The sequence below is a fragment of the Pseudomonas sp. MIS38 genome, from assembly GCF_019891575.1.
In the GTDB taxonomy this organism is placed as follows: Bacteria; Pseudomonadota; Gammaproteobacteria; order Pseudomonadales; family Pseudomonadaceae; genus Aquipseudomonas; species Aquipseudomonas putida_A.
On sequence record NZ_JAFLXF010000008.1, the window covers coordinates 92,197 to 110,596 of the forward strand.

Sequence of the window (18,400 nt, forward strand, 5' to 3'; positions counted from 1 at the left end):
GCTGTGCTCCGCCGCGCGGGGATCGCTGGCGGCCGGCACCCGTGACCTGACGAGTAAACGATGGCTGATTTACCGATCAACGACCTAAACGTCGCCTCTAACGAGACCCTGATCACTCCCGATCAGCTCAAGCGTGATATCCCTCTGAGCGATGCTGCGCTGCGCACCGTCACCAAGGGCCGCGAAGTCATTCGCAACATTCTTGATGGCACCGACCACCGTCTGTTCGTAGTGATCGGCCCGTGCTCGATCCACGATATCAAGGCTGCCCACGAATACGCCGATCGCCTCAAGGTGCTGGCGGAGGAAGTCTCCGACACCCTGTATCTGGTCATGCGCGTGTATTTCGAGAAGCCACGAACCACCGTTGGCTGGAAAGGCCTGATCAACGATCCGTACCTGGATGACTCGTTCAAGATTCAGGACGGTCTGCACATCGGTCGCCAGTTGCTGCTGGACCTGGCCGAGAAAGGCCTGCCGACCGCCACCGAAGCCCTCGACCCGATCTCCCCGCAGTACCTGCAGGACCTGATCAGCTGGTCGGCCATCGGCGCACGCACTACCGAATCCCAGACCCACCGTGAAATGGCTTCCGGCCTGTCTTCGGCTGTCGGCTTCAAGAACGGCACTGACGGCGGCCTGACCGTGGCGATCAACGCCCTGCAGTCGGTGTCCAGCCCGCACCGTTTCCTGGGGATCAACCAGGAAGGTGGCGTGTCGATCGTCACCACCAAGGGCAACGCCTACGGTCACGTGGTGCTGCGTGGCGGCAACGGCAAGCCGAACTACGATTCGGTCAGCGTCGCCCTGTGCGAGCAGGCGCTGAACAAGGCGAAGATCAAACCGAACATCATGGTCGATTGCAGCCACGCCAACTCCAACAAGGACCCGGCCCTGCAACCGCTGGTGATGGAGAACGTCGCCAACCAGATCCTCGAAGGCAACCAGTCGATCATCGGCCTGATGGTCGAGAGTCATCTGAACTGGGGCTGCCAGGCCATCCCGAAAGACCTCGCCGACCTGCAATATGGCGTGTCGATCACCGATGCCTGCATCGACTGGTCCGCCACCGAGAACACCCTGCGCGGCATGCACGCCAAGCTCAAGGATGTTCTGCCGAAACGTCAGCGCAGCTGATCAGCGTTTCACGGGCATAAAAAAACGCCGGGCATTGCCCGGCGTTTTCGTGTGTGCGATTCAGATCTTCGCGGCGCGGCGCTGATGACGTTCCATGTAGCGCTCGACGTAGGAGCACGACGGGATCACCGTGTAGCCCATTTCTTCGGCGTACTGCAGCGCGCTCTCGGTCAGCGCGGCGGCAATGCCACGGCCGCGCAAGGCGTTGGGCACGAAGGTGCGATAGATATCCAGGGTCTGTTTCCCCAGATCCATATAGGTCAGGTAGGCACGATGACCGTCCACATTGGTCTCGAACTGATGACCAGCCTGGTCATGGTGGATGGACAACGCCTCGCTCATCACTACTCCTCGCGGGTCTTGAATTCTGACCCCTACCTTACCGATGTTTTTCCGGCGAAGGAACATCTACGCCACCCCGTGCCTGATGGACACCGAGAAAAACCACACCGATCTCGCGCAACCGAGCACGTGATAAATAGTAGGCACCATTGGCGAAAATGCTCAAGGTGCGCTCGTCATCGTGCTCGTTGACCGGGTGACTCCGATGGACGCAGCGGCAGGCGCAGGGAAGATCTTCCCGAAGCGCTCACCGGAACATTGCCGAATGTCGAGACTTAAGACGCAGCCTCTTCTTTAAAGTCACCTCAAGAGCGACAAAGATATGTGAGGCGTCATGCAAAATCGGAACAAAAGTGTAGACGAATTCATCTAGGCAGACTTGGTGCAAGACGCAGAAACAGCACCGGACAACGGGAACTTTTTCTCATTAACACGCTCAGGCCGGGGCCTGCAGCTGGATATTTTTTATACAGCCCGGTTAAAAGTTGCTCGAAAAAGAATCAACGCCTACAATTTTTTTTGCTTCTTGCGTTAGGTCAGTTTACTTACTACAAGTAATGGGTAGTATGTACGCCGGCTATTTCCTCAATCGGAGGAGAAAGCCACTTAATTGAAAGTCCTTGAAGGGGAACACGATGAACAACGTTCTGAAATTCTCTGCTCTGGCTCTGGCCGCAGTTCTGGCTACCGGTTGCAGCAGCGCATCGAAAGAAACCGAAGCACGTCTGACCGCTACTGAAGACGCAGCTGCTCGCTCCCAAGCTCGTGCAGACGAAGCTTACCGTAAAGCTGATGAAGCTCTGGCTGCTGCTCAAAAAGCACAACAGACTGCTGACGAAGCTAACGAGCGTGCTCTGCGCATGCTGGACAAAGCTAGCCGCAAGTAATAATCCCTCGGGATTGTTATCAAGCCGACCCATTTTTTGGGTCGGCTTTTTTATTGCCGGCACTTTCCCCCGGGCAATAAAAAACCCGCCGACGCTGCACGCGCCTGCGGGTTTTGATCGACTTACTGCTGCAGGTCGATCGGGGTGTTCGAGACCATCGGCGCCGAGGTATTCGGTGTGCCGATTTCAGTTGGCAGGCCATCTTCGGCCGCTACCACATCACGCACGACATCCCAGTTCACGCGCAGGTTGTTGGTGACATCTTCGCGCTTGAGCATCGCATTGATCACTGCAGTGTGCTTGTCGACCACCGACGGGTTGCCCTTGTCATCGATGGGTGTGTGCGCTTCCAGATAGACCTTGCCGCCACTGCTGCCGAACTTGTACGCATCGTTGAGAATGCGCACCGAAGTGCCGACCGGCACCATGGCCGCCATTTCCAGCACGTTGTTGTTGAACATGCGGAAGCAGCCGTGGCTGGTGCGCATGCCGATGCCGAACTTCTTGTTCGAACCGTGGATCAGGTAGCCCGGGGTACCCAAGGTGAACTTGAACGGCCCCAGCGGGTTGTCCGGACCGGCCGGTACCACGTTCGGCAGCGGATCACCGTCGGCGGCGTGCTCGGCCTTGATCGACGCCGGAGGGGTCCAGGTCGGGTTCGGCGTCTTGGCAGTGATCGAGGTGTGGGCGATTGGCGAGCCCCAACCTTCACGCCCGATCCCCAGCGGGAAGGTGTACACCACGTTCCGGCCTTTCGGGTAGTAGTAGAGGCGGTACTCGGCGAGGTTGATCACGATGCCTTCGCGTGGACCCGGCGGCAGAATGAACCGGGTCGGCAGGACGATTTCAGTACCGGCGCCCGGCAGCCAGGCATCGACGCCCGGGTTGGCCGCGACCATTTCCGAATAACCCAGGTCGTACTTGGTGCCCAGGTCAGCGAAGGTGTCTTCGTATTTGGCCTTGATCACCTGCACCTGGCCGATGATGTCCTCACCGGGTGGTGGCAGGGGAAACTCCAATGCAGCAACGGGACCGGCCACACACAGGGCGGCAAGTGACAGGCAGCGGGTGACGGCAGGAAAGCGCGGCAACATCCGGAAAATCCTTCGCATGATCAACAAGGGTATAAGAGCGCGATTGTACACCGCACCTCGGGAATTCGGGGAGATGCGCCGATGGGCAGCCAGAAGTCTTCATGTAGGAGCTGTCGCAGGCTGCGATCTGTTGATCCTAGAGTTCGAAACGCAACTCAGGCCAGATCGGCGAGGTGCCGCGCTTCTGCGACTCGAGAATCGCCCGGCACAACGAACACAGACGCTGATCCTGAAACACCCGACGATCCACACTCGACCAACGCGGTTGTGCCGGCAGCAGACTGCCACACAACGTGCGGTCTGCCGAGCCACCGAGTTCGAGCTGACGGGTCACCAGATGCACCCGCACTTCCTGGCAGGCGAACAGATCCAGCTGTTCGTCAGGCTCGATCAGTTGGTAGGCAAACAGGGACCAGGCAGGACGCGGCATCGGGGGCTCCAAATAAGGGGGCGCCACATTAGCCGAAAGCCTGCCACTAGAAAAGCCTCATAACAGCGGTTTTAGCGTCGGCCAGACATTTTCCAGCAACTTGCCCTGAGCCCCGGCGGCCGGGTGCAGACCATCGGCCTGCATCAGCTCGGGATGCCCACCCACGCCGTCGAGGAAAAACGGCACCAGCGGGATCTTTTTATCGTCGGCGAGTTTGCCGTAGACCTCGGCGAAGGCATCGGTGTAACGCTTGCCGTAGTTGGGCGGCAATTGCATGCCCAGCAGCAGCACCTTGGCGCCACTCTGACGCGAGCTGTCGATCATCGCCGCAAGGTTTTGTTGCAATTGCGTTGGCGGCATTCCGCGCAGGCCGTCGTTGCCCCCCAATTCGAGGATCACCAGTTCCGGCTTGTGCTCTGCAAGCAGCGCCGGCAGGCGTGCCTGGCCTCCGGCACTGGTGTCGCCGCTGATCGAGGCATTGACCACTTTGTCGTCAAAACCCTCCTGTTTGAGCCGTTGCTCGAGCAGCGATACCCACCCCAGGCGGGTATCCAGTCCGAAACCGGCGCTGATACTATCGCCAACGATCAGGACAGTACCCGCCGCTGCGTTCTGGGCCATGCACATCAAGGCCAGGCCAGCACTCAAAAACCACACACGCATCGGATTCTCCATGGGCGCAAGCATTCTCACCGCGAAGAACCTCAGCAAAGTGGTTCCCAGCGCGGAAGGTGAACTGACTATCCTGCACGAACTCAGCCTGGAACTGAACCAGGGCGACAGCCTGGCCATCGTCGGCGCGTCCGGTTCCGGCAAATCCACCCTGCTCGGCCTGCTCGCCGGCCTCGACCTGCCAAGCAGCGGCGAAGTCATCCTCGCGGGGCAAGGCCTGAGCAATCTCGACGAAGACCAGCGCGCGCGCATCCGTGCCGAACACGTGGGTTTCGTCTTTCAATCCTTCCAGTTGCTCGACAGCCTCAACGCCCTGGAAAACGTCATGCTGCCGCTGGAACTCGATGGCCGCAAAGACGCCCGCGAACGCGCCACCGAACTGCTGCAACGGGTCGGTCTCGGCCAGCGCCTGACGCACTCGCCGCGCCAGCTCTCCGGCGGCGAACAACAGCGCGTGGCGATTGCCCGGGCTTTCGCTGCCGAGCCGGACGTGCTATTCGCCGACGAACCCACCGGCAACCTCGACAGCCACACCGGCGAGCGCATCAGCGACTTGCTGTTCGAACTGAACAAGGAACGCGGCACCACCCTCGTGCTGGTGACCCACGACGAACGCCTGGCCCATCGCTGCCGGCGCCTGATCCGACTTGAAGCCGGGCTGCTGGTTGCCCCTCTGGAGCCTTGATGGCACGTCTGCCGCTGTTGCGTCTGTTCAGTCTCGCCCTACGTCAACTCATGCGCGATGCACGCGCCGGCGAATTGCGCGTGTTGTTTTTTGCCTTGGTCGTGGCGGTCGCGGCGAGTACTGCCATCGGCTACTTCGGCGCCCGCCTCAACGGTGCGATGATGCTGCGCGCCACCGAGTTCCTTGGCGCCGACCTGGTGCTTGAGGGCAGCTCGCCGGCCCGCGACGAACAGATCCGCAGCGGCACCGAGCTGCGCTTGAATCATGCGCAGGTGGTGGAGTTTTCCAGCGTCATTGCCACCGACAATGGCATTCAGTTATCGAGCATCAAAGCCGTCGACCGCGCCTACCCGCTGCGCGGCGAGCTGAAAAGTGCCCCGGCCCCGTTTGCCGCTGAAACCTCGGGCGGCGAGCCGCAACCCGGTGAAGCGTGGGTTGAAGCTCGTCTGCTGACTGCGCTGGATCTGAAGATCGGCGACAGCATCGACGTCGGCATGAAAACCTTGAAGCTGACCCGCGTGCTGACTTACGAGCCGGATCGCGCCGGCAACTTCTACAGCCTCACGCCTCGGGTGATGATCAACCTCGATGACCTCGCCGCCACCGGCGTGGTGCAACCCGGCAGCCGCGTGAGTTATCGCGAACTGTGGCGCGGCGAACCGCAGGCGCTGGAAACCTACCGACAATTGCTCAAACCCGGTCTGGCCGCCAATCAGCGCATACAGGATGCGCGCGACGGCAACCGGCAGATTGGCGGCGCACTGGGCAAGGCCGAGCGCTACCTGAACATGGCCAGTCTGGTCGCGGTGCTGTTGGCCGGTGTGGCCGTGGCGCTGTCGGCCAACCGCTTCGCCAGTCGCCGTTTCGATGCCAGTGCCTTGCTGCGCTGCCTTGGTTTGTCGCGTCGGGAAACCATGTTGCTGTTCAGCATTCAACTGGCCGTACTCGGCCTGTTCGCTGCCCTCAGCGGCGCAGTGCTCGGCTGGCTGGCGCAACTGGGCCTGTTCGCTCTATTACATGATCTACTGCCTGCCGATGTGCCACCGGGCGGTCTGTTTCCGGCACTCGCCGGGATCGGCACCGGGCTGGTGGCGCTGGCCGGCTTCGCCCTGCCGCCACTTGCCGCGCTGGGTCGGGTGCCACCGCTGCGGGTACTGCGCCGCGACATGCTGCCGATTCCGTCGAGCACCTGGATGGTCTATGGCGCGGCGCTGGGTGCACTGGGCCTGATCATGTGGCGCCTGAGTCTGGATCTGCTGCTGACCTTCGCCCTGCTGGGCGGTGGCGTGGTCGCTGCGCTGGTGCTGGGTGGCTTGCTGCTGTTGTTGCTCAACAGCCTGCGCCGAATGCTCGCCCGCGCGCCGCTGCCGTGGCGTCTCGGCCTAGGGCAGCTGCTGCGTCATCCACTGGCCGCTGCCGGTCAGGCGCTGGCGTTCGGTTTGATCCTGCTGTCGATGGCGCTGATCGCCCTGCTGCGTGGCGAGCTGCTCGACACCTGGCAAAACCAGTTGCCGAAAAACGCCCCCAACTACTTCGCCCTGAACATTCTGCCGGCGGACAAACAGGCCTTCACCGATCATTTGATCAAGGTGTCCGCACAAGCAGCGCCACTGTACCCCGTAGTGCCAGGACGGCTGATCAGCATCAACGGCGAACCGGTGCAGCAGATCGTCAGCAAGGATTCGGCCGGCGACCGTGCCGTGCAACGTGACTTGAGCCTGACCTGGGCCGCCGACCTCCCGGCTGGCAACAAGCTCACCGCCGGTTCGTGGTGGACCGGGCAACCCTCGGATGACGTACCCGGCGTGTCGGTTGAAGGCAAAGTCGCCGAAAGCCTCAAGCTCAAACTCGGCGATCACATGGTGTTCAGCGTGGGCGGGGTCAATCGTGAAGCGAAAGTCACCAGCCTGCGCGAGATCAACTGGGACAACTTCCAGCCGAACTTCTTCATGATCTTCCAGCCCGGCACCCTCAAGGATCTGCCGGCGACTTACCTGACCAGTTTCTATCTGGCCCCCGGTCACGATCAGCAGATCGTCGAACTGTCACGGGCATTCCCGGCGGTGACCATCCTTCAGGTCGAAGCTCTGCTCGAACAGCTGCGCAGCATCCTCGCCCAGGTCACCCTGGCGGTGGAATACGTGTTGTTGTTCGTGTTGGCGGCGGGGATGGCGGTGCTGTTCTCCGGCCTGCAGGCGACCCTGGATGAACGCATTCGCCAAGGCGCGCTGTTACGTGCGCTGGGGGCGCAGCGGCAATTGCTGGTCAAGGCCCGCCGCATCGAGTTCGGCTTGCTCGGTGCGGTCAGCGGCTTGCTGGCAGCCATCGGTTCGGAAGTCGTGAGTCTGGTGTTGTATCGCTATGCATTCGATCTGCCATGGCATCCGCATCCATGGTTGCTGATGCTGCCGTTGATTGGCGCCTCGCTGATTGGCGGTGCCGGCGTGTTCGGTACGCGTCGGGCGTTGAATGCGAGCCCGCTGACAGTCTTGCGCGAGGGTTGATAGACTCCAGCCTTCGTCACCACAAGAAGTTGCCATGAGCCGTTATCGCCCTCCCCGCACCGCCGGCACCGCGCTGATCACCCCTGAAGGTGAAGCGCGGATGCGCGCCGAATTCCATGAGCTGTGGCATGTGCGCCGCCCGCAGGTAACGCAAGCGGTCAGCGAAGCAGCGGCGCAGGGTGATCGTTCGGAAAACGCCGAGTACACCTACGGCAAGAAAATGCTGCGCGAGATCGACAGCCGCGTGCGATTTCTCACCAAGCGTCTCGAAGCACTGAAGGTCGTCAGCGAAAAACCCAGCGATCCGAACAAGGTCTACTTCGGCGCCTGGGTCACCATCGAGGACGAAGACGGCAAGCAGTCGCGCTACCGCATCGTCGGTCCGGATGAACTGGATCTGAAACTGGGTCTGATCAGCATCGACTCACCACTGGCCCGCGCCTTGATCGGCAAGGCGCTGGACGCCGAAGTCCGGGTACAGACGCCAACCGGTGAGCAGTTTGTCTATATCGTGGCGATCGACTATCCCTGAGCGTTTCAGCGGCGGGTGATCAAACCCTGCCGTGCAACGCGGGTCAGTTGCTTGATCATTTCCGGAGCGTCTTCAGCGCTCGGTGCCTGAATCACTGCCAGATCAAAACTGTCACTGGCAAACCGCGCCAGCGACTCGCCATCTTCAACGAACTGGATCAGGAACGCGGCAGGACCGCCGCTGCGACGTGGCCAGCCATCGAGATAACGCAACAGCGTCGGCTGATGTTTGCCGCCAAGCAGGATTTTCGGGTTGCGCTGGGTGATATGTGCCGTGATCGGCGCGGGACGTGCTGGAGGGCGTAGTGCATTCATCGTGTCGTGTCTCTGCCTCAAAAGTCTGCATGGCAGGTGAGAGGCAACACCGAACCAGCGCTTTAGCGGTATTTCGAAGCCCTGTTCCGGCTTCTGACGGCAACTTTCTGAGTCACCTGGCGCCCCGCAAGTAGCTGTTTAAATCGGCGCATGAGCAACATCCTAGATAACGTGACCGATGAGTGTCAAGAATCGGCCGCAACAAAAAAGGCCCGCACAATGCGGGCCTTTTGCTTGAGCCAGAGCGCTCAACCGGCGATGGCGCGATCCACCGACAGCTTGCCGGCGCCTTCGATCATCACCGCGAGGCTGCCACCGAGCAGCGCCAGGGCGAACTCGTAACCGTTGTTGGCCATGAACAGACCGTTGCTGATGTGTACGGTGAAGATCGCCACCAGCGACAGGAAGGTCAGACCCAGCGCCGCCGGGCGCACCAGCAGGCCGATGATCAGCGCCAGACCGGCGAAGAACTCGGTACCGCCGGCCAGCGTGGCCATCAGGTAACCCGGGTGCAGACCGAGGCTGTCCATGTATTGCGCGGTGCCCGCCAGACCGTAACCACCGAACAGACCAAACAGTTTTTGCGAACCGTGGGCGGCGAAGATCACGCCGACCGCGATACGCAGAATGGTCAGGCCGTAACCGGCGCGAGTGAACAGAACCTTGTTGATCAGAGAGCTCATGGGGCATTCCTTGTTTTGCGAGAAGTGTGTTGGGATTGGCCGCTATATTAATCAGTTAAATTCATGTTAAAAGCGCAATTATTCCGCCATAACAATCAAATTATTAGATCATTTCCGTGAAGCGACTTTCTGTCCCCGGGGCTCCAGCGACTCCCGCTCCCGGTCGAACGCCAGGTAATACTTGTTCACGCTATTAACATAGCTGACGGGGCCCATGCCCACCTGCTCCATGGCGATGCGCTCGACCTGAAAGAACCACTGGTTCGGATTCAGCCCGCGCCGCCGTGCCTCGGCGCGCATGCCTTGCACCCGCTCCGGGCCGATGTTGTAGGCCGCCAGGGTGAACGCCATGCGCTCGCGCTCATTGAGTTTCGGACTGTTGAAAAACTTGCGGCGAATCATCGCCAGGTACTTGGCCCCGGCCTGCACATTCGCATCGAGATTCTGGATATTGTTCACACCGACCCGCTGCGCGGCGGACGGGGTAATCTGCATCAACCCGGTCGGGCCACTGCCGCTGCGGGCGCTGGGTTGCAGGGCTGACTCCTTGAAGGCCAGCGCCGCCAGATTCAGCCAGTCCATGCTTTGCGCGTCGGCGTGTTTTTGCAGGGTCGGGCGCAGTTTCTCCAGACGCTGGCGGTCAGCCTTGGCCAACGGATAATGCACTTGATAGAGCCGTCGATAAATCCGCAGAAACTCTGCATCCTCGTTCGCCGGCTTCCTGTAGCCGCCCAGGAAACGATCGATGCTCGCCCGCAGCATCGAGGCATCCCGGCGCACGAACCAGTATTCCTCACCCGGTTCGCTGATCATCAATTGCCGGTCGAAACGCAGCTTGGGCAGGATCTTGCCCCAACGCTCGGCGATCGGTTGCTCGACGACGGTCAGGTGGAAAATCCCGCCCTGCACCATCTCCAGCACGTCCTCGACCGCCAGCGTCGGATCGACCCATTCGATCTTGATCGGCGCCAGTTTGTGCAACGCCAGTTTCTGATTGAGCTGGCTGACCGCCTCCCCCGCCGCGCTGCCGGTGGGCAAGGCCAGGGTTTTGCCGGAAAGCTGCTCGACCTTGGTGTAACGGCGCTCGCCCTTGATGCCGACCAGCACCAGCGGCACGTTGCTGGCGATCGGCTCACTGCTGGCAACCGCGTGGCCGGGTTGCAGATCAAGCAGCTCGCCGGGCGCGACCAGATCTCCTTCACCACGCTGCAACGCGCCAAGCAGTTGATCCTTGGCTTTGGGAATGATCTTGAGGGTGACCTCCTGACCATCGCGGGCGTGGCCATTGAGGTATTGCTCGAAGGCGCGCAGGCGATGGTATTCGACGCCGATGGCCTGACCCTGGACTTCACCGGAACTGTTGCGACTCTGATTGACCAGCACGCGCAACACTCGACTGCTGCGGATCTCCGACAGGTCACGAACCTTGGCGGCCGGCACGGCTTGCTGTGGCCCGGGCAAGCGCGCAACCGCCGTTATCGGCAGCAGCAGCAGTGACGCGCACAACAGGAGCAAAACCGAGGGACGATGCATCCACTCTCCGGAAAGAATACGGGGTGATTTCACCGCTGAACGGTCGAAATCACCGACGAAAACAGAGCGCCTGGAGCGCTGGCAAAGTGCGAGAGACTGGCACAGTGATGGCTTTTCTGCCAACCCGGGCTACGTCACGGCATCAAAAGACAGCTATAACTCGTTGTAGTTCTTGGCTTTTCTTATAAATCTACAGCTCTGGTATGCTTTCCGGCCTTCGGCCCGAGGTAGAACCATGCAACTCATCGATATCGGCGTCAACCTGACCAACCCCAGTTTCGCCGAAAAACATCAGGCCGTGCTCGACCGCGCCTACGCTGCAGGGGTCTGCCAACTGGTGCTGACCGGCACCAGCGTCGAGAGTAGCGAACAGGCGCTGGAGCTCTGCCGGCAACTGGATCAAAGCGGCCAGCGGCTGTTTGCCACCGCTGGCATTCACCCGCATTCGGCCAGTGACTGGAACGCTGACAGCGCGCGTCGTTTGCGCAGTCTGCTGCAAGAGCAAAACGTGGTCGCCGTGGGCGAATGCGGGCTGGATTTCAACCGTGATTTCTCGCCGCGCCCGCAACAGGAAAAAGTCCTCGAAGAACATCTGGCGCTGGCGGTAGAACTGCAATTGCCGGTGTTCCTGCATGAGCGGGATGCCAGTCAGCGTCTGCTGGAAATCCTCAGGGACTTCCGCGACCAACTGCCCGCCGCCGTGGTGCACTGCTTTACCGGCGAGCAAAAAGCCCTGTTCAGTTACCTCGATCTGGACCTGCACATCGGCATCACCGGCTGGATCTGCGACGAGCGCCGTGGCACGCATCTGCACCCGCTGGTCAAGGAGATCAAGCGCGGACGACTGATGCTCGAAAGCGACGCGCCGTACCTGCTACCGCGCACCTTGCGCCCAAAGCCGAAGAACGGCCGCAATGAACCGGCGTATCTGACCGAGGTGCTGCGCGAAGTGGCGCTGCATCGGGGCGAGACCGAGGAAGATCTGGCTGCGCACACAACGGCTTGTGCCCGCGCGTTCTTCAACCTCCCCGCCCTGCCCTGACACGCCTCAAATCCCATTGTGGGAGCGGGCTTGCTCGCGAAGGCGGTGTGTCAGTCATTGTTAATTAACTGAACCACCGCATTCGCGAGCAAGCCCGCTCCCACAAAGGGGCTCAGCGTAGAACCTGTTGACCTGTATCAAGATCTTCAGATCTGCATAGCGGCACAATGCTGGCACCTTGCCAAAACTGTTTCCGCTATCAGAGAAGACCTCCATGGGTGCCTGGCTTAGCAATATCTCGCTGAAATACAAATTCTGGGCGGTCAATGCGGTCGCTTTCGTCACCACCCTGCTGCTGGTGCTGTATGCCGTGCAGCTTGAGCAGCAGGCACGCAGCCACGCGTCGAAAACCTCCGCGCAAGCCCAGGCACAATTGCTCAAGGCCTGGCCGACCGGGCAGGCCTTGCCCAAGACTGATCAGGTGCTGACCTTCAAACGCGGTGAAGCGCCGCGCATCAACGATCAACCCGTGCTGGAGATCGGCGACAACAACGGCTGGAACGAGATCAATCATCTGCCGCTGTTCGGCAGCAACCCGCTGCTGGGCGCTGAAGTGTTCAGTCGTGGCGACGGCGAGCAAGTCGCGGTCATCGCCTATGGCCCAAGTCTGGCGCAAGTGTTCAGTGATCGTTTCGCCAACTACGCCGTGGCGGTGTTCATCCTGATGCTGGCCATGCTCGGCGCTTCGCAACTGCTGATCCGCTTCCTGCTCAGTCAGCTCAACACCTTGAAAGACGTAATGCTGCATGTCGAGAAAAGCGGCGATCTCTCGGCCCGCGTGCCGCTGGCCTGCAAGGACGAAGTCGGGCAAATGGCCAATGCGTTCAACGCGATGCAGGCCGGTTATCAGCGCGTGGTCACCACCGTCGCCAACACCGCGCGGCAACTCGACGTCGGCGCTGCGCGTCTGGCGGCGAGCATGAACGAAGTGCGCCACGGCATGCTCGGTCAACAGAGCGAGACCGATCAGGCCGCCACCGCAATTAATGAAATGACCGCCACGGTTTATCACATCGCTCAACACGCCGGCGCCACCCGTGACCTGTCGCAGACCGCCGATGGTCTCGCGGGCAGCGGCCAGCAAGTGGTCAGCCGTGTGCAGCAGTCGATTGCCGGACTCTCCAGCGGCGTGCAGCAGACTGCCGAAATGATCCAGCGCCTGGCCGAAGACAGCCAGAAGATCAACGGCGTAGTCAGTGTGATCCACAGCATCGCCGAACAGACCAATCTGCTGGCGCTCAACGCCGCCATCGAAGCGGCGCGTGCCGGCGAGATGGGCCGCGGTTTTGCGGTGGTCGCTGATGAGGTGCGCAACCTGGCGAAACGTGTGCAGACCTCCACCGATGAAATCACCACCATGGTCTCAGCGCTGCAGGCCGGCACCCGCGATGCGGTGGACTTCATGCAGGAGAGTTCGTACAAGGCCGACGACTGCGTGCAGCAGGCGCAGGAGGCTGGCGAGGCGCTGGCGGAAATCACTGGCGCGGTGGCGCAGATGCGCGAGAGCAACACGCAGATTGCGGTGGCGGCGGAGCAGCAGAGTCAGGTCGCGGAAGAGATGAATCGGGCGGTGGTGAGCATTCGTGATGTGACCGAAAACACCGTGCAACAGACCGTGGATTCGGCGACTACCAGTAATGAGTTGGCGACGCTGGCCGGGGAGTTGAGCAAGGCCATCGGTCAACTCAAACTTTAAGGGACTCATCGCGAGCAGGCTCACTCCTACAGGGGATTTGTGTGCGCAGCAGATCCTTTGTAGGAGTGAGCCTGCTCGCGATGGCGTCAATTGCAACACCATCGAATCCAGCCATTGCGCCTATCACCGCCATAGCCAACCTTGATTCGCCGCCCCACCCGCCCCGGCCTATTCTTCAAGCATGTGTTCAACATGGATCGAGGAGTAGTCAACATGGGCAAACGTCACCCCAATCTTCCCGCGTGGCAATGGCGCGCGTACCCGAACAATCACCAGCACCCGACCAATCTGGTGCTGCACCTGATTGCCGTGCCGCTGTTTATCGTTGCATTTCTGTTGATCGTGTCCGGCGTGTTCAGCTTGAGTCTGGCCAGTATCGCCATCGGCGTAATCGGTATCGTCGCGGCGCTGGGTCTGCAGCGCCACGGCCACAGCCTGGAGGCGCAAGCCTCCGAGCCGTTCAGTGATCGCAAAGATGCCGTGTCACGCTTGCTGGTCGAGCAGTTTCTGACCTTTCCGCGGTTCTTCCTCAGTGGCGGCTGGTGGCGCGCCTGGCGTGAGCGCCACCGTCGGCATTGAGTGATTCAGGCAAAAATCGTCACGGTCTGCCGACTCATGGCGATCAACTCTCCCTCCGCGCTCCACAACTTGGCGGCGACATGGCCATAGCCGTCGGCGGCGTATTCGATGTCTGCCAAGTATTTGCACCAGTCCAGCGTGCTCAACTCGCGTAACGGCTGCACGAATTCAATAGTCCAGGTCAGCGTGCTGCCCGGTGCCGGTCTCTTCAGGTACGGCAACAAGGCCGGTGGCCACGCATCCACCAGCGCCAGCAGATGCGCCTCATTGACCGGCTCTTCCTTCACATCGCCACGCAAACGCACCCAGCCGCCCATCTGCCGCGAAGTGTTGCCGGTGAAAGGCATGCCGCCGACACTCCAGCGCATCGCCAGATGGCGCATGAACTCCGGGGTCACGCCCTTGATGTACGGCAACTCCTGGCATTCTTCCCAGTGTTTCATTTCAGCTGCCGGATAGGCCTCGACTGCGACTTCCGAAGGTCGCGAAGCACCAAAGCTGCCCTGCACGATCGTCACTACCTGACCGTTCTGCACAGCCCGGCCCAGCACTTGGCTGACCGCTTTGCCTTCGCGCAACACATCGACTTCGAAGCTCACCGGGACTTCCGGTTCGACCGGGCCGACAAAGGTGATCGCCAACGAACGCACCGGACGCTCCGCCGGCACTTTCGCGCGCATGGTTTCGTATTGCAGCGCCGCCACCAGGCCACCAAAACTGGCCCGACCCTGACCCCACTCGGCAGGAATGGTCACTTCTGGCTGGCGACGAACCGCATCGAGCAGATCGGAAAAACGCATGACAACCTCGGCAAGCGAAAAAAGGAATGCAGCGATCTTAACCAGCATGGCAGAGCGCCGCAGCGTCTATTCCGGTCAAATGGACTGACAGAAAGGCCTTAAGGTCAGGAAGATATTCGAATGTGGGAACGGGCTTGCTCGCGAAAGCGCTGTATCAGTAGACACATCTGTGACTGACACACCGCTTTCGCGAGCAAGCCCGCTCCCACAGGGGATCTGAGTGGATTCAGGATTTGAAGCAGCTTGAACTGAGTTTTTCCAGCACCCGATCGGCCTTGGCTTCAGCCTTGATCAGGCCCGCCTGCCAGGTCGCGACGCAGGCTTGCAGATCGCTTTCCAGTTCGGCCCGCGCCAGCCACTGCCAGCAATCGTGCCAGTCACCCAGCGCGCCCTGCGCCGACTTCAGCCGCTCCAGCGCCGGCTCAGGCAGGCGATCCAGTTCCGGATAGGCTTCGATGCCATACCGCACGCGCTTGATCAGCAAGCGCAGACGATGGCGGTCGTGGGCCGGATCGTGCAGCGCCTCGTCGAGTTTCTTCCATTGTTTGTGCAGGCGTTTTTCGATGCGTTTGCCCAGGCCCTTGAGCAGGCCCTGACGCTCGGAGGCACGCAGGAATCGTGGGAAGGCGTCGAGAATGATCAGCAGCGAAGCGACTTCGGCGCTCGCTGCCAATGCTGGATAGGCTTCGTCCATTTGCGCCATGCGTCGCTGTGCGGCTTGCGGTTGATCATGCTTGAGCAGGTACGCCGCCAGTACCTCGCGATCGCGCCACGGGGTGGTCAACTGACCGACCGCCGAGGCGGCACCTTCCAGTTGCTCGACTCCGGGCAAACCACGCAAGGGTCGCAACAGGCTGCGCAAGCGGCGCACCGTGGTGCGCAAATCATGTAGCGCCTCGGGGTCGGTACGCGCAGTCACGCGCGCCTGACAGGCCAGCAAACGCACTTCCAGACTCAGGACATGAGCCACCAACCGGTCAACCAACGCAGACATCACTTGCTCCTGATTCACATGGCTTGAAGGATGAGTCTGCCGTGGTCGGCCAGCCGCATCCTTGCGTCAAGTCAGCAGCTTAGCGCCCGGCGCGGGATTCGCGAATATAGAAACGGGCTTTCTCGGCCTTGTTGCTGCAGCCTTCAAAGCCTTCGAATTGCTGCTGAGTCTTGGCCGCCGTCAGCAGCGACAGCGCCTTGGAGTAGCTGACCGTGCCGGCGAAACCTTCGGCCTTGGCCAGGTCCAGCTCATGCCACGCCGCATCCAGCTGACTGCCACAGCTGTCACGATAAGCAGTCTTGCCAGCGCAACCGGCCAATGCCAGCGCAATCAACGGCACACAGATCCAGGCTTTCATCACTCACACCTCAAAATAGGTCAACAGTCGTGCAGGTAAGACGTTGCGGCGCGAAAAAAGTGCCTTGGCGCCCGGTGAATCTGCGGTAACGAAAAGATAACCCCGACGGGTCACACAGTATCGGAAAACGACTCTGCTGCCGCCCCGAACGACCCTGGCGATTGTCGCCCGCCCCCGGATGGGTGCATTGTGGAGCCTTGTCGGGAGGATGTTTGATGAAAAAGCGTGTCGCACTGGTGCTGGGTTCCGGTGGCGCCCGGGGCTATGCCCATATCGGGGTCATTGAGGAGATCGAAAGACGCGGTTACGACATTGCCTGCATTGCCGGTTGTTCGATGGGCGCGGTGGTCGGCGGGATCTATGCCGCAGGCAAACTCGACGAGTACCGCACCTGGATCGAAACCCTCGATTATCTGGATGTGCTGCGGCTGGTAGACGTGAGTTTTCGCCTCGGGGCGATACGTGGCGAAAAGGTCTTCGGGCAGATCCGCAAGATCGTCGGCGAGATCAACATCGAAGACTTGCGCATCCCCTACACCGCGGTCGCCGCCGACCTGACCAACCAGCAGGAAATCTGGTTTCAGGAAGGCTGTCTGCATCAGGCGATGCGCGCCTCGGCGGCGATTCCCAGCCTGTTCACCCCAGTGATGCAGGGCAACCGGATGCTGGTGGACGGCGGCATTCTCAACCCGTTGCCGATCGTGCCGGTGGTCTCCAGCCACTGTGATCTGATCATCGCGGTCAACCTCAACGCGACCAACCAGCGCCACTACAAATTGCCGGTGATCCAGCGCCCGCCCGCGTTTCGTTCGCGCTTTGACAGTTTGCTCAGTTCGCTGGGTTCGAAGATGCCGTTCCGCCGCAAACAGGCCGAGCAATTGCTGTTGCTTGAGCAGGAAGCCCTGCGCGCGGAGGCGTCGGACATCAACCCATGGCTGGAAGGCAGCGAACCGGAAAGTCAGCAACCGGCAGCGGCACCCGAGCGCGAAGGCGCGCCGAAGTCCGCCACCGGTTCTTTCATCATCGACAACGTCGGGCCGGCGTCACTGTTGGACCTGATCAACCAGAGTTTCGAGGTGATGCAGACCTCGTTGGCGCAATACAAGATCGCCGGCTATCCGCCGGACATCCTGATCAACGTGCCGAAGCGCGTGTGCCGGTTTTTCGAGTTCTACAAGGCGCCGGAACTGATCGCGCTGGGGCGGGAGATTGCGCGGGATACGCTGGATCGGTATGAGAGTGAGCAGAGTAGAGAGCCCTGAAGTTCTCGGCTGGCTGTCAGGGCCTCTTCGCGAGCAAGCCCGCTCCCACAGTGGCCGGGTGTGAAACACAAAATTTCAATCACACCGAAGAACCCTGTGGGAGCGGGCTTGCTCGCGAAGGCGTCAGCTCAGCCACCCCAAAACCTACAGGCTGTTCTCACTCAACAACCGATACCCAACCCCCGCCTCCGTCACAATAAACCGCGGCCGCGTCGGATCATCCGCCAGTTTCTGTCGCAAATGCCCAACGACAATCCGCAGGTAATGACTGTCCTCGGTATGCGTCGGCCCCCAGATATCCTTGAGCAATTGCTGCTGGGTGATCACCCGCCCCGGGTGCCGCGCCAGTTGCGCCAGCACCGCATATTCCTTGCGGGTCAGCGCCACTTCGGCACCGTCGAGCAGCACTCGTCGATAGGCCAGGTCCACGGTCAACGGGCCGAACGTCAGCGCCGCTTGCTGGGCCTCGCCGGCCGGTGCCTGACGCAACAACGCACGGACCCGGGCGAGAAATTCCTGAATGCCGAACGGCTTGGTCACGTAATCATTGGCGCCGCCATCCAGCGCCTGGACTTTCTGCCCTTCGCTGGCCCGCACCGAAAGCACCAGCACCGGCGCGGTGGCCCACTCGCGAAACTCGCGTAGCACCTGCTGGCCGTCCATGTCCGGCAGGCCGAGGTCGAGCACCAGCAAGTCGGGCTTGTTCAGCGCCGCCTGGGCCAGGCCTTCGGCACCGGTGCCGGCCTCGAGCACTTTGTAGCCTTGTGAGGCGAGGCTGATGCGCAGGAATTTACGGATCTGCGGTTCGTCATCGATGACCAAAATGGTCGCGGTCTGGCTCATGAATTCACATCAA

Annotated in this window: 20 protein-coding genes; 9 read left to right on the plus strand and 11 right to left on the minus strand. The window is 61.0% G+C overall.

Annotated elements, in window-relative coordinates:
* Positions 1–60: 60 nt before the first annotated feature.
* Positions 61–1,137 carry a 3-deoxy-7-phosphoheptulonate synthase gene (locus J1G18_RS11655; RefSeq protein ID WP_027613457.1) on the plus strand — a complete coding sequence of 359 codons (1,077 nt, stop codon included), beginning with the start codon at positions 61–63 and terminating at the stop codon, positions 1,135–1,137.
* A 60-nt stretch (positions 1,138–1,197) separates the two neighbouring features.
* Here the strand turns inward: J1G18_RS11655 and J1G18_RS11660 are convergent, their stop codons facing one another.
* Positions 1,198–1,479, minus strand: coding sequence for a GNAT family N-acetyltransferase (locus J1G18_RS11660; RefSeq protein ID WP_003226804.1), 282 nt, complete (start codon positions 1,477–1,479; stop codon positions 1,198–1,200).
* Positions 1,480–2,114: 635 nt separating this feature from the next.
* Here J1G18_RS11660 and oprI point away from each other — a divergent pair.
* Positions 2,115–2,366 carry an outer membrane lipoprotei OprI gene (gene oprI / locus J1G18_RS11665; protein WP_003199355.1) on the plus strand — a complete coding sequence of 84 codons (252 nt, stop codon included), beginning with the start codon at positions 2,115–2,117 and terminating at the stop codon, positions 2,364–2,366.
* Positions 2,367–2,488: 122 nt separating this feature from the next.
* On the opposite strand, the gene J1G18_RS11670 is transcribed toward oprI, so the two are convergent.
* From J1G18_RS11670 to J1G18_RS11680, 3 genes are all read right to left on the minus strand, one after another.
* Positions 2,489–3,460, minus strand: coding sequence for a L,D-transpeptidase family protein (locus J1G18_RS11670; RefSeq protein WP_027613458.1), 972 nt, complete (start codon positions 3,458–3,460; stop codon positions 2,489–2,491).
* 136 nt (positions 3,461–3,596) lie between these two features.
* Positions 3,597–3,890: a hypothetical protein gene (locus tag J1G18_RS11675; protein ID WP_003226812.1), complete on the minus strand. Its 294-nt coding sequence runs from the start codon at positions 3,888–3,890 to the stop codon at positions 3,597–3,599.
* A 57-nt stretch (positions 3,891–3,947) separates the two neighbouring features.
* Entirely contained in the window at positions 3,948–4,553 is a 606-nt protein-coding gene (locus J1G18_RS11680; protein WP_007964780.1) for an arylesterase, read from the minus strand.
* A 10-nt stretch (positions 4,554–4,563) separates the two neighbouring features.
* Between J1G18_RS11680 and J1G18_RS11685 the strand changes: the two genes are divergently transcribed.
* From J1G18_RS11685 to greB, 3 genes are read left to right on the plus strand one after another with little or no spacing between them, the layout of a single operon-like run.
* On the plus strand, positions 4,564–5,247 hold the full coding sequence (locus tag J1G18_RS11685; RefSeq protein ID WP_007964778.1) for an ABC transporter ATP-binding protein: 684 nt from the start codon (positions 4,564–4,566) through the stop codon (positions 5,245–5,247).
* Positions 5,247–7,751, plus strand: coding sequence for an ABC transporter permease (locus J1G18_RS11690; RefSeq protein ID WP_223007703.1), 2,505 nt, complete (start codon positions 5,247–5,249; stop codon positions 7,749–7,751). Before J1G18_RS11685 ends, J1G18_RS11690 begins: the two co-directional genes overlap by 1 nt.
* A 34-nt stretch (positions 7,752–7,785) precedes the next feature.
* Positions 7,786–8,283, plus strand: a complete 498-nt coding sequence (greB, locus tag J1G18_RS11695; protein WP_007964774.1) for a transcription elongation factor GreB — start codon at positions 7,786–7,788, stop codon at positions 8,281–8,283.
* A gap of 5 nt (positions 8,284–8,288) precedes the next feature.
* On the opposite strand, the gene J1G18_RS11700 is transcribed toward greB, so the two are convergent.
* The 3 genes from J1G18_RS11700 to J1G18_RS11710 form a co-directional block, all read right to left on the minus strand.
* The gene (locus tag J1G18_RS11700) at positions 8,289–8,597 is read right to left on the minus strand and encodes a hypothetical protein (protein WP_003226820.1); all 309 of its coding nucleotides are present in this window, start codon (positions 8,595–8,597) and stop codon (positions 8,289–8,291) included.
* 248 nt (positions 8,598–8,845) lie between these two features.
* Positions 8,846–9,280, minus strand: a complete 435-nt coding sequence (locus J1G18_RS11705) for a DoxX family protein (protein WP_003226822.1) — start codon at positions 9,278–9,280, stop codon at positions 8,846–8,848.
* A gap of 108 nt (positions 9,281–9,388) precedes the next feature.
* Entirely contained in the window at positions 9,389–10,813 is a 1,425-nt protein-coding gene (locus J1G18_RS11710; protein ID WP_223007705.1) for a transglycosylase SLT domain-containing protein, read from the minus strand.
* Positions 10,814–11,048: 235 nt separating this feature from the next.
* On the opposite strand from J1G18_RS11710, the gene J1G18_RS11715 reads away from it, so the two are divergent.
* From J1G18_RS11715 to J1G18_RS11725, 3 genes are all read left to right on the plus strand, one after another.
* The gene (locus J1G18_RS11715) at positions 11,049–11,855 is read left to right on the plus strand and encodes a TatD family hydrolase (RefSeq protein WP_134787025.1); all 807 of its coding nucleotides are present in this window, start codon (positions 11,049–11,051) and stop codon (positions 11,853–11,855) included.
* 214 nt (positions 11,856–12,069) lie between these two features.
* Positions 12,070–13,551 (plus strand): methyl-accepting chemotaxis protein, encoded by a 1,482-nt coding sequence (locus J1G18_RS11720; RefSeq protein ID WP_223007707.1) that lies wholly within the window; start codon positions 12,070–12,072, stop codon positions 13,549–13,551.
* 213 nt (positions 13,552–13,764) lie between these two features.
* Positions 13,765–14,130: an Mpo1-like protein gene (locus J1G18_RS11725; protein ID WP_027612458.1), complete on the plus strand. Its 366-nt coding sequence runs from the start codon at positions 13,765–13,767 to the stop codon at positions 14,128–14,130.
* Positions 14,131–14,135: 5 nt separating this feature from the next.
* Here the strand turns inward: J1G18_RS11725 and J1G18_RS11730 are convergent, their stop codons facing one another.
* From J1G18_RS11730 to J1G18_RS11740, 3 genes are all read right to left on the minus strand, one after another.
* On the minus strand, positions 14,136–14,930 hold the full coding sequence (locus J1G18_RS11730; protein WP_223007709.1) for an acyl-CoA thioesterase: 795 nt from the start codon (positions 14,928–14,930) through the stop codon (positions 14,136–14,138).
* A gap of 226 nt (positions 14,931–15,156) precedes the next feature.
* Positions 15,157–15,924: a CHAD domain-containing protein gene (locus J1G18_RS11735; RefSeq protein ID WP_134787028.1), complete on the minus strand. Its 768-nt coding sequence runs from the start codon at positions 15,922–15,924 to the stop codon at positions 15,157–15,159.
* Positions 15,925–16,003: 79 nt separating this feature from the next.
* Positions 16,004–16,282, minus strand: coding sequence for a hypothetical protein (locus tag J1G18_RS11740; protein ID WP_007963692.1), 279 nt, complete (start codon positions 16,280–16,282; stop codon positions 16,004–16,006).
* Between the two features lie 215 nt (positions 16,283–16,497).
* Here J1G18_RS11740 and J1G18_RS11745 point away from each other — a divergent pair, with 215 nt between their 5' ends.
* Positions 16,498–17,544 (plus strand): patatin-like phospholipase family protein, encoded by a 1,047-nt coding sequence (locus tag J1G18_RS11745; protein WP_223007711.1) that lies wholly within the window; start codon positions 16,498–16,500, stop codon positions 17,542–17,544.
* Between the two features lie 144 nt (positions 17,545–17,688).
* Here J1G18_RS11745 and J1G18_RS11750 read toward each other — a convergent pair whose 3' ends face one another.
* A complete protein-coding gene (locus J1G18_RS11750) occupies positions 17,689–18,387 on the minus strand; it encodes a response regulator (protein WP_007963684.1) in 699 nt (232 codons plus the stop codon).
* Positions 18,388–18,400: the final 13 nt, after the last annotated feature.

Bases quoted from the DNA above. Each gene is read 5' to 3' on its own strand.
- J1G18_RS11655 (WP_027613457.1), top strand. From the start codon at position 61: ATGGCTGATTTACCGATCAACGACCTAAACGTCGCCTCTAACGAGACC.
- J1G18_RS11660 (WP_003226804.1), bottom strand. From the start codon at position 1,479: ATGAGCGAGGCGTTGTCCATCCACCATGACCAGGCTGGTCATCAGTTC.
- oprI (WP_003199355.1), top strand. From the start codon at position 2,115: ATGAACAACGTTCTGAAATTCTCTGCTCTGGCTCTGGCCGCAGTTCTG.
- J1G18_RS11670 (WP_027613458.1), bottom strand. From the start codon at position 3,460: ATGTTGCCGCGCTTTCCTGCCGTCACCCGCTGCCTGTCACTTGCCGCC.
- J1G18_RS11675 (WP_003226812.1), bottom strand. From the start codon at position 3,890: ATGCCGCGTCCTGCCTGGTCCCTGTTTGCCTACCAACTGATCGAGCCT.
- J1G18_RS11680 (WP_007964780.1), bottom strand. From the start codon at position 4,553: ATGCGTGTGTGGTTTTTGAGTGCTGGCCTGGCCTTGATGTGCATGGCC.
- J1G18_RS11685 (WP_007964778.1), top strand. From the start codon at position 4,564: ATGGGCGCAAGCATTCTCACCGCGAAGAACCTCAGCAAAGTGGTTCCC.
- J1G18_RS11690 (WP_223007703.1), top strand. From the start codon at position 5,247: ATGGCACGTCTGCCGCTGTTGCGTCTGTTCAGTCTCGCCCTACGTCAA.
- greB (WP_007964774.1), top strand. From the start codon at position 7,786: ATGAGCCGTTATCGCCCTCCCCGCACCGCCGGCACCGCGCTGATCACC.
- J1G18_RS11700 (WP_003226820.1), bottom strand. From the start codon at position 8,597: ATGAATGCACTACGCCCTCCAGCACGTCCCGCGCCGATCACGGCACAT.
- J1G18_RS11705 (WP_003226822.1), bottom strand. From the start codon at position 9,280: ATGAGCTCTCTGATCAACAAGGTTCTGTTCACTCGCGCCGGTTACGGC.
- J1G18_RS11710 (WP_223007705.1), bottom strand. From the start codon at position 10,813: ATGCATCGTCCCTCGGTTTTGCTCCTGTTGTGCGCGTCACTGCTGCTG.
- J1G18_RS11715 (WP_134787025.1), top strand. From the start codon at position 11,049: ATGCAACTCATCGATATCGGCGTCAACCTGACCAACCCCAGTTTCGCC.
- J1G18_RS11720 (WP_223007707.1), top strand. From the start codon at position 12,070: ATGGGTGCCTGGCTTAGCAATATCTCGCTGAAATACAAATTCTGGGCG.
- J1G18_RS11725 (WP_027612458.1), top strand. From the start codon at position 13,765: ATGGGCAAACGTCACCCCAATCTTCCCGCGTGGCAATGGCGCGCGTAC.
- J1G18_RS11730 (WP_223007709.1), bottom strand. From the start codon at position 14,930: ATGCGTTTTTCCGATCTGCTCGATGCGGTTCGTCGCCAGCCAGAAGTG.
- J1G18_RS11735 (WP_134787028.1), bottom strand. From the start codon at position 15,924: ATGTCTGCGTTGGTTGACCGGTTGGTGGCTCATGTCCTGAGTCTGGAA.
- J1G18_RS11740 (WP_007963692.1), bottom strand. From the start codon at position 16,282: ATGAAAGCCTGGATCTGTGTGCCGTTGATTGCGCTGGCATTGGCCGGT.
- J1G18_RS11745 (WP_223007711.1), top strand. From the start codon at position 16,498: ATGAAAAAGCGTGTCGCACTGGTGCTGGGTTCCGGTGGCGCCCGGGGC.
- J1G18_RS11750 (WP_007963684.1), bottom strand. From the start codon at position 18,387: ATGAGCCAGACCGCGACCATTTTGGTCATCGATGACGAACCGCAGATC.